The organism is Nocardioides acrostichi (assembly GCF_015319165.1).
Classification (GTDB): Bacteria; Actinomycetota; Actinomycetes; order Propionibacteriales; family Nocardioidaceae; genus Nocardioides; species Nocardioides acrostichi.
This window is the reverse complement of the sequence record NZ_JADIVZ010000009.1, coordinates 154,868-164,108: the sequence shown is the minus strand read 5'-3', so window position 1 is coordinate 164,108 and position 9,241 is coordinate 154,868. Positions and strand designations below refer to the sequence as shown.

Below are 9,241 nucleotides of genomic sequence, written 5' to 3'. Positions count from 1 at the left end.
AGCCCCGGTCTTTCATGGGGGCGTCGGCGACGGCGTCGCGGCGTGAGGCGGGTTGATGGCGGTCTTCGGGTACGACGCTGGGCCGGCTGACGCTGCCGGGCTGCGGTTCTCCGGGTGGTGAGGGTTGTGGGCGGACGGGAAGGGTCAGGCTGGTTGCGGAATCGCGGCGATGTTGGCGAAGACCGCGACGACCGCGGCCGCCCATGGCCACGATTCCGGGATGCGGAGCCGTCGGCGGCGGGCGCCGTGCGTGACTCGGGCGGGAACGTGGAGCAATCGGTAGCGCAGTGCCTTCGGCTCACAGCTCGCAAGGGTCTTGGCGTCGCCGGACAGTGCGAGCAGCCTGGTCCAGGCGGTCAGGTCGGCCGCGATCATCGTGAGTGCCAGCCATGTCTGGTTGATCGCGAACTCCCGCGATGGGAACCGGCCCAGACCGGTGTCCTTGGCGTGTTGGATGTGGTCCTCGACCCTGGCGTGGGCGCGGTGCCGGGCTTCGAGGAAGGCCAGCTGCCCGGTCTTGGTGTTGGTGACGAAGGCTTGGTAGCGCCAGCCATCGCGCTCCTCGAACAGCGACAGCTGCGCGCCGGGGTGCGGCCGCTCGCGACGGACGATGACCCGCATCCCGGTCGGCCACTTGGCCAACACGTCTTTGTCGATGAGGCCGGTGAGCTCTGCGACGTCGCCGTCCTCACGCACACCGCCGTCGGCGTCGAGCGCGGGAGTCCAGATCCTCTTCGGGACCCGGTCGATCGCCCCGCGCAGCGACTGGGTGACCGCGAATCCCACGCTGTACTCCACGCTGCGGCCGCGGACCTTGTCCTACCTTGTCCTGTTCGGCGAGCCAGTCCAACAGCTTGTGCGAGGCGCCAGCGCCATCGTTACGGATGAGCAGCTTGCGGCGGTGTCTGCCGGAGATCTGGGCGATCGCGTCGGTGAGAACCTCGATGTGGTCGGCCGCGGTGTTCGATCCAGCGTTCCCGGCACGGAGCTTGGCGGCACGGAGCTTGGCGGCAAGGAGCTTGGCGGCAAGGAACTCGGTGGTGTTGTCGCACCACACGCCGAGCGGGTGGTAGCCGAACGTGCGCTTGAACGTGGGCGCCGCCTGCTCCTTCTCACTGTGGCTGACCACGATCGTGGCGTCGACATCGAGCACGATCATGTCCTCGGCCAGCTCGGTCCCGGCGACCTTGCTGGCCGGCACACCGCCCGGAACCTTGGACCACACGTGTCGGCGGACCCGGGCCCGCGCGGTCGCGATCTTCTTCAAACGCCCCGGGGTGACCTCGTCCAGCGTGCGCCAGACCGTCGGCGGCGATGCGACCGGACCGAGCACCCCGACCTGGTGGCGCAGCACCTCGATGTCGGCGATCGCCTCACCACCATCAGCCAGCATCACCGCGACGTCGACCAGCACTCGGCCCCGGTCGTGGACCGGGACGAAGTTGCGGCGAGCCATCGCCTGCGACAACCCCCCGGTCAGCCCCGTTCGGTCGGCCAACAGCCGGGTCGCGACGCTGCCCGCGTGGGCCACCACGCCGACACCCATCAGCCGTGACAGACAAGCCCGTAGACCACGACGTACGCTCCACCTACCGAGTGCCTTCCGCTGGGCGACCTGGAACCTTCGACAAGTCCAAGTCTTCCCTGCCCAGAGGGCACTTCGGTGTTTCTACGCGCCGAACACCACCAATCGCGGTGAACGATCGGGGTTAGCGCCAGCGACTTCGGTCGATGCGGGTACGCAGGTACAGGTAGAAAAAGATTGTTCCGAGTGTCAGGAGGCACACGGCAACAGCTTTCACGTCGGGGTTATTGACGTATAGACCCACGATGATGCCTATCGCTACCACGATTCCATAGAAGAGCAGCAAGACGAGAACGGCCGTTCGCCTTGGGAGCGTGCACTTGTCGTTTGAGCGGGTCATCTTCCCGCCTTATTCCACAGTCCAACGCATACCGCGCAAACACTACCGGCCGTCAAGCCTCCAAGCGTCGCAGTGATTATGGTCAACCACCAGGGCCAATCGTGGTCTGAGGCAAACGCCATAGAAAGCGAGATGACTACGAAAGATGGGACCGTATACAAAAGCTCGCGCCAGTCTGGTTTGCGCCGTCTAGTCTTTTCGGCCCCCGAATTCATGTCACAGAGTCAAGCACGGAAACGGCGTTGCAGTTCAATGATCGTGTCCACCTGGCTCGGTGGCTTGTCGTCTCGGTAGCGGGCGACCCTTGCGAACCTCAGTGCGACCCCACCGGGGTAGCGGCTCGATCGCTGCACCCCGTCGATTGTTACCTCCACCACCTGGATCGGCTCCACGTGCACCACGTGGCCCTCGCGCGAGGTCTCGAGTGCGAGGAACCGCTCGGTCTGCCAGGCGAGCATCTCGTCGGTCATGCCCTTGAACGTCTTGCCCAGCATCGTGAAGCCGGTGGGGGAGTCGGGGTCGCGCGCGCCGAGGTGGATGTTGGAGAGCCAGCCCTTGCGTCGGCCCGAGCCCCACTCGACCGCGAGCACGACGAGGTCGAGGGTGTGCACGGGCTTGACCTTGACCCAGCCGGCTCCCCGGCGCCCGGCCTCGTAGCGCGCCTCGAGGTTCTTGACCACGACACCCTCGTGCCCGCGCGCGACGACGTCGCGCATGAAGTCGGCCGCGACCTCCGCCGAGTCGGTGACGGTGCGCGGCACCAGGTTCGGTGCCGGTACCAAGGCCTCCAGCGCCGCAAGTCGCTCGTGGCCGGGTGCGTCGAGCAGGTCGCGGCCGTCGAGGTGCAGCAGGTCGAAGAAGTACGGGGTGACCGAGACGCCCGTGGCTTGTGCCGTGCGCGAGGCGGTCTCCTGGAACGGCCGGGGGCGGCCGTCGTCGGCCAGCGCCAGGGCCTCGCCGTCGAGCACGAAGCTCGTGGCGGGAAGGGAGAGGGCGATCGAGACGACCTCGGGCAGTCGCTCGGTGACGTCTTCGAGGCTGCGGGTGGCGATGCGGACCCCGCTACCGTCGCGGTGCACCTGGATGCGGATGCCGTCGAGCTTGGTGTCGACCGCGACCACCCCGCCGCCCACCTTCTCGAGTGCCGCCGCGACATCGGGCGCGGACGACGCCAGCATCGGCTGTACGGGACGCATCACCTCCAGCCGGGCTGCGGCGAGCGCCGGCTCACCGACGACGAGCGCGTCGACGACGACGGCCACGGTCGAGCCGGTGAGCATCGCGGCGCGGCGTACCGCGGCCAGCGGCACTGAAGCCGCCGATGCCACGGCTTCTTGGAGCAGCGAGTCGAGTGCACCCTGACGCACTTCGCCGGTGACGACGGCCTGGAGCCACCGCTGCTCCTCGCCGGTGGCGCGGGCCGTCAGCGCCCTCCACGCCTCGGCGCGTGCCGTGCCCGACCCGACACCGGAGAGGCCTGCGATGCGCCCGAACTCCTCGTGCACCTCGAGCACGCCCAACGATGCCGACGCGGCCGGAGCGGGAACCTCGCGCACCGAGCGCCAGCCCAGCCCGGTGCGGCGCTGGCGCAGTGACCCGGCCAGGTACGAGGCGACGATCGGCAGCTCCGACTCGGGGCAGATGCCGAGCAGCGCGGCCAACGCCTCGACCTTCGCCTTGCGCGAGCGGGTGGCACTCACGGTCACTGAGCAGGCGACGATCTCGGCGAGCAGCATGGCGCCAGTGTGCCCGCGCGCGCCGACACCGACCGGGCGAGCGGTCAGGAGACGGCGAGCAGGCCCTCGGGTGACTCGACCGGCCCGACGGCGGCGGCCAGCACGTCGAGTTCCTCGGCGACGCGGCGCAGGAAGGCGGCCGGGTCCGGCATCGAGCGGGGGGTGGCCACGAGGCCCATCGTCATGCGCTCGCCGTAGGAGTAGACGGTGAGGTTCACCTCGGCCGGCGCGACGGCGACTGCGTAGGAGATCCAGTCGACGACCTCGACCGGGCCCGCGAACCGGTGCGTGCGGGGGCCCGGGACGTTGGCGGTCGTGATGTTGTTGAGGATGCGCGGCAGCCGGTGCGCGAAGACGGTGCGCAGGTAGGGCCCGACCCGAGGCACCAGGTCGCCCAGCGCACGGGTCAGTGCGGGTCCGCGCTCACGTCGCAGCGCCACCCCGTGCAGGCACGCGCGGCTGGTGCGCTCCAGCCGCACGAGCGGGTCGGCCTCCTCGACGTGCAGGTACACGCTGGCGGCGGTGATCTGGTTGCCGCTGGTGCGCGTGGTCTTGACGTCGTCGGCCACGCCGAACGTCGCCACTGCCGGCACGTCGGTGCGGTCGCCGCGCGCGGTGTACTCGGCGCGCATGGCCCCTGCGATGGCGGCGTGCAGGACGCCGTTGAGCGTGGCGCCACTGGCTCGGCCCACCTGCTTGACCAGCGCGAGATCGAGGTCGCCGGAGGCGCAGACGCGCTCGCCCCCGCCGTTGCGGTTGAAAGAGGTGCGCGGCGCGGAGAGTGTGCCGGGAACGAGCTCCTTCTCGGCATAGGCACGACTGACCCGGCGCGAGGCCCGGGCCGCCCGAACGGCGGCGGGCAGACCGCCGCGAGCTGCCATCCGGTCCTGGTGGGCGGCCCGGCGCAGGTCGGCGCCGGTGGTCGCCGCGGCGGAGGCGGTTCGCGCGCGCTCGCCGGCCGGCAGCACCTCGGGGGAGTCGGTGGTCAACGCCAGGAAGGTGTTGAGGGCGGCCAGGCCGTCGGCGACGGCGTGGTGCACCCGTACGACGAGCGCCTGCCGTCCGTTCTCGAGGCCGTGCACGAGCGTGATCGCCCACGGCGGGCGCCCGCGGTCGAGGCGACGCTCGGCGAGATCGGCGCAGACGGCGTCCAGGCCGGCGCGGTCGGGCGTGGGGGCGTGCACCTCGTCGAGGTGGTGCTCGAGCTCGACGGGAGCGTCGACGAGGAAGGGTCGGCCGCCGTAGCCGCGGCCCGTGGCGAAGCGACGGGTGGTCCAGGGCGCGATGCCCAGGTACTCGGGCACGAGTCGGTGCAGGTCGGCGAGTGTGATCGCCCGGCACAGCCGCGCGGTGTCGAGCACGGCCACCTTGAGGGTGTGCATCGGCGTCTGGTCGTCCTCGAGGTGCAGCATCAGCGCATCGGGTCCGGTGAGGCGGTGGACCTGCTCGGTCATGGTGTCTCCGGGTGTCGTCCAACTAGAACGTGTTCTAGTTATTCAACGGGATACCCGGCGGTAGGGCACGGTCTCGCCGATGTGGGATCGATCACCCTTTCGGGTGCCTACTCCCCGGGGATGCCGGTGAAGTCCGGCTCGCGGCCCTCGCCGAAGGCCGTCAGGGCCTCGAGGTTGGCCGGCCCGCCCATCAGCGCGGCGAAGGCGGCGTTCTCCCGTGCGCGCGCCTCGGCGATGGCGTGGCGCAGCGGCTCGGTCATGGTGCGCTTGACCGCCGTCAACGACGAGATCGGACGCCGCGCCAGCGTCTCTGCGTCCCCCCTCGCGGTGGCCATCAGCTCGTCGGGGGAGCAGACCTGGCGCACCAGCCCGATGCGCTGGGCCTCGGCCGCCGAGATCCACTCGGCCGACAACAGCACCCACGCCGCCTCCTGGCGACCCACGAGGCGCGGGAGCAGATAGGACGACGCCGCCTCGGGAGCCACGCCCAACGACGTGAAGGGGCACTTGAGCCGCGCCTCGGACGACATGTAGGCCAGGTCGGCGAACCCGAGCACCGTGCAGCCGATGCCCAGGCCGATGCCGTTGACGGCGACCACCAGCGGTTTGGGGAAGTCGGCCAGCGCATCGACCAGGCCGACGAAGCCGAACTCGCCACGCTGGAAGTCGGGGTCGGTGGCGATCTGGTGCATCTCGAGCAGGTCGGTGCCCGCGCTGAAGGCGCGCCCGTTGCCGGTGAGCAGCACGACGGCGACCTCGGGGTCGTCGGCCGCCTCGCGCAGCGCGCGTGCGGTGGCGTCGTAGAGCGCCTCGTTGAAGGCGTTGAGCGCCTCGGGGCGGTCGAGGCGCATCGTGCGCACCCGGTGCTCGTCGCGGATCTGGAGGACCATGGACGAAACACTAGAACGTGTTTCAGTATGTGGCGATGGCCACGAACCCCTCCGTCCGCGAGGTCACGACCTACTGCCGCATCTGCGAGCCGCTGTGCGGGATGATCGCCACGGTCGAGAACGGCCGGCTCACCTCTTTGCGACCCGACGGCGACCACCCGCTCAGTCGCGGGTACGCCTGCCCGAAGGGCCTGGCCTTCCCGGAGATCCAGTACGACCCCGAGCGGGTGCTGCACCCGCTGCGCCGAGTCGCGGGAGGAGCCCCCGGCGAGTTCGAGCAGGTCAGCTGGGACGACGCCCTCGACGACATCGCCACACGCCTGCGGGCCACGATCGACGAGCACGGAGGCGGGGCGGTCGGTCAGTACTTCGGCAACCCGGCCGGCTTCAACATCACCGCCGCCATCTGGTCAGGCGCCTTCGTCTCCTCCCTCGGCACCTCGCACCAGTACACGGTGGGCAGCCAAGACATCAACAGCCGCTACGTGGCCAGCAAGCTCCTCTACGGCACGCTGGCGCAGCTGCCGTTCCCGGACCTGGCCGAGACCGACTTCCTGCTCATGATCGGCGCCAACCCGCTGGTCTCGCGCGGCAGCGGCGTACGCGTGCCTCGGGCCAAGGAGCGGCTCGCCGACATCGTGAGCCGCGGCGGCCGGGTGATCTGCGTCGACCCGAGGCGCAGCGAGACGGCCAAGGCGTTCGAGCACGTGTCGGTCAACCCCGACACCGACGCACTCCTGCTCGCCTCGATGATCGACGTGCTGCGGGCCGAGGATCTCCTCGACCGCGACGCCGTCGAGCGCCAGGCGGTCGGTGTGGAGGAACTCCTGGCAGCGTGCTCCGACTTCTCGCCGGAGGCCACCGCCGCGCGCACGGGCGTCAGCCCCGACGACGTCCGCTCGCTGGCCCGCGACCTCGCCGCGGCGCCCCGCGCGGCCGTGTACGGCCGCACCGGCTCCTGCCTGGGCCGCCACGCCACCTTGATCAGCGTGCTCATCGACGCGCTGACGCTGCTCACCGGCAACCTCGATCGGCCCGGCGGCACGCTGCTCTCGACGCCGGTGATCCCCTTCGAGGAGGTGGCCGAGCGGGCGGGCCAGATGACCTACGACGCCTCCCGTTCGCGCATCGGCGGCTTCCCCGACGTGATGGGCACCTGGCCCTCGGCCATCATGGCCGAGGAGATCACCACGCCCGGCCCCGACCAGCTGCGCGTGCTGTTCACCCTGGCCGGCAACCCGGTGCTCTCGGGCCCCGACGGCGCCGGGCTCGAGGCGGCTCTGGGGCAGCTGGACCTGCACGTGGCCTTCGACCTCTACGTGAACGAGACCAACAAGCACGCCGACTACGTCTTGCCCGCCCGCACCTGGCTGGAGCGCGCCGACGTGCCGTTCGCGGTCGTCAACTCCTCGCCGTGGCCGCACGTGCAGCACGCCGACGCCGTGCTCGAGCCCGAAGGAGAGGCCCGCCTCGAATGGGAGGTCTACGACGAGATCGCGCGCCGGGCCGGACTCACCCTCTTCCTCCCCGGCCCCGTGGCCACGCTCACCCGGCCGGTGCGCGCGCTCGCCCGCCGCCTCGGGGTGCGGGGCCCGACGCCGTGGACCCTGGTCGACCTGCTCATGCGCACCGGGCCCTACGGCGACCGTTTCGGACTGCGTCGCGACGGCGTCAGCCTCAAGCGCCTGCGCCGGGAACCGCGCGGGGTGATGCTGCCGCGCCCCGAAGGCGGGCGTCTGGCCGAGGTGGTGCGTCACGATCACGGCAAGGTCGACCTCGCTCCGGTGCAGCTGGTCGAGGAGTGGGAGAAGCTACGCGCCGGGCGCGACGCGGAGCCCGACCCGGCGTTCCCGCTGCGGATGATCGGGCTGCGTGAGATGCGCTCGCAGAACTCCTGGATGCACAACAGTTCCGCGCTCATGAGAGGCCGCCAGCGCGTCCACACCGCGCGGATCCACCCCGACGACGCCGAGGCGGTGGGTCTGGTCGAGGGGGCGAAGGTGCGCATCAGCGCGGCTCGTGGCTCCATCGACACCGTCGCCCGCCTCACCGACGAGGTGCGCCCCGGCACCATCGCCGTCCCTCACGGCTGGGGTCACGACGCCGGTTGGACCCGGGCCAACGGGGCGGGTGGAGCGAACTCCAACCTGCTGGCGTCGGCCGACCTCGACGACGTCGAGTTCCTCGCCGGCATGACACTGCTCAACGGCATCCCGGTGGCCATCGAGGCTCTCTGAGCCCCGCGGGGCACGGCTGACGTAGCCTCGCCGGGTGCAGGAGGTCACCAGGGTCTGGCGCCCGGAGTGGCCCTGCCCGGTGGCACGAGTGCTGGGGCAGCACCGTCACGGTGGGGGAGACCCCACCTATCGCGTCGATGCGCGCGGCACGATCTGGCGTGGCGTCCGCACGCCGCTCGGCGTCGCGACGATCGCGGTCGCCTCACGACCCGCGGACGGCGAGGTGCACGCCAGCGCGTGGGGTCCGGGGGGCGACTGGTTGCTCGAGTCGCTGCCCGGACTGCTCGGGGCGCACGACGACTGGTCCGGCTTCGACCCGCGCCACCCCGTGCTCGCCGAGGCGATGCGCCACCACCCGCACGCACGGCTCGGGCGCAGCGGATTGGTCATGGAGGCGTTGGTGCCCGCGATCATCGAGCAGAAGGTCACGGGCCAGGAGGCGTTCGCCGGGTTCCGCATGCTCGTGCGCCGCTTCGGTGAGCGCGCACCGGGGCCGGGCCCAGACGGTGAGGGCCAGAAGCTGTGGGTGCAGCCGGACGCCGCCACCCTGCGCCGGATCCCGTCGTGGGAGTGGCTGCGCATGCACGTCGACCCGGCCCGTTCCCGCACGATCCTGACCGCCGCCCGCGTCGCCGACTCCCTCGAGCGCGCCGGTGCCCTCGATCCGGCGGAGACCGATCGCCGCCTGCGCACCCTGCCCGGCATCGGCGTGTGGACCTCGGCCGAGGTGCGTCAGCGCGCCCAGGGCGACCCCGACGCCGTCAGCTTCGGCGACTACCACGTCGCCAAGGACGTCGGTTGGGCGCTGACCGGCACGCCGTTCGACGACGAGCAGTTGGCGGCCTTCCTCGAGCCCTATCGTCCCCAGCGCGGCCGGGTGCCCGCGCTGATCGCGATGGCCGGGCTGCATCGACCCCGCCACGGGGCCCGGATGGCGCCACGCACGCACCTTCCGGCGAAGGTCACCCGCTGGTGAGCACCGCCGGGTTACTGTGACAC

At 71.0% G+C, this 9,241-nt stretch carries 7 protein-coding genes; 2 read left to right on the top strand and 5 right to left on the bottom strand.

The features are described 5' to 3' along the window. Nucleotides 1–144: 144 nt before the first annotated feature. From ISG29_RS21860 to ISG29_RS15995, 5 genes are all read right to left on the bottom strand, one after another. Nucleotides 145–786, bottom strand: coding sequence for a transposase (locus tag ISG29_RS21860; protein ID WP_407940231.1), 642 nt, complete (start codon nt 784–786; stop codon nt 145–147). Further along, entirely contained in the window at nt 689–1,546 is an 858-nt protein-coding gene (locus ISG29_RS21855; RefSeq protein ID WP_407940230.1) for a transposase, read from the bottom strand. The genes ISG29_RS21860 and ISG29_RS21855 overlap by 98 nt, the downstream gene beginning before the upstream one ends. Nucleotides 1,547–2,149: 603 nt before the next feature. Continuing rightward, a complete protein-coding gene (locus ISG29_RS16005; protein WP_194504445.1) occupies nt 2,150–3,661 on the bottom strand; it encodes an ATP-dependent DNA ligase in 1,512 nt (503 codons plus the stop codon). Nucleotides 3,662–3,705: 44 nt separating this feature from the next. Next, nucleotides 3,706–5,115 (bottom strand): wax ester/triacylglycerol synthase domain-containing protein, encoded by a 1,410-nt coding sequence (locus ISG29_RS16000; protein ID WP_194504444.1) that lies wholly within the window; start codon nt 5,113–5,115, stop codon nt 3,706–3,708. 107 nt (nt 5,116–5,222) lie between these two features. Beyond that, entirely contained in the window at nt 5,223–6,005 is a 783-nt protein-coding gene (locus tag ISG29_RS15995) for an enoyl-CoA hydratase/isomerase family protein (protein WP_194504443.1), read from the bottom strand. Between the two features lie 35 nt (nt 6,006–6,040). On the opposite strand from ISG29_RS15995, the gene ISG29_RS15990 reads away from it, so the two are divergent. Beyond that, nucleotides 6,041–8,242, top strand: coding sequence for a molybdopterin-containing oxidoreductase family protein (locus ISG29_RS15990; protein ID WP_194504442.1), 2,202 nt, complete (start codon nt 6,041–6,043; stop codon nt 8,240–8,242). A gap of 34 nt (nt 8,243–8,276) precedes the next feature. Next, nucleotides 8,277–9,218 (top strand): DNA-3-methyladenine glycosylase family protein, encoded by a 942-nt coding sequence (locus ISG29_RS15985; protein ID WP_194504441.1) that lies wholly within the window; start codon nt 8,277–8,279, stop codon nt 9,216–9,218. Nucleotides 9,219–9,241 lie beyond the last annotated feature (23 nt).

Excerpts from the sequence above, each read along its gene's own strand:
- ISG29_RS21855 (WP_407940230.1), bottom strand. The coding sequence starts at position 1,546 with ATGGGTGTCGGCGTGGTGGCCCACGCGGGCAGCGTCGCGACCCGGCTG.
- ISG29_RS16005 (WP_194504445.1), bottom strand. The coding sequence starts at position 3,661 with ATGCTGCTCGCCGAGATCGTCGCCTGCTCAGTGACCGTGAGTGCCACC.
- ISG29_RS16000 (WP_194504444.1), bottom strand. The coding sequence starts at position 5,115 with ATGACCGAGCAGGTCCACCGCCTCACCGGACCCGATGCGCTGATGCTG.
- ISG29_RS15995 (WP_194504443.1), bottom strand. The coding sequence starts at position 6,005 with ATGGTCCTCCAGATCCGCGACGAGCACCGGGTGCGCACGATGCGCCTC.
- ISG29_RS15990 (WP_194504442.1), top strand. The coding sequence starts at position 6,041 with ATGGCCACGAACCCCTCCGTCCGCGAGGTCACGACCTACTGCCGCATC.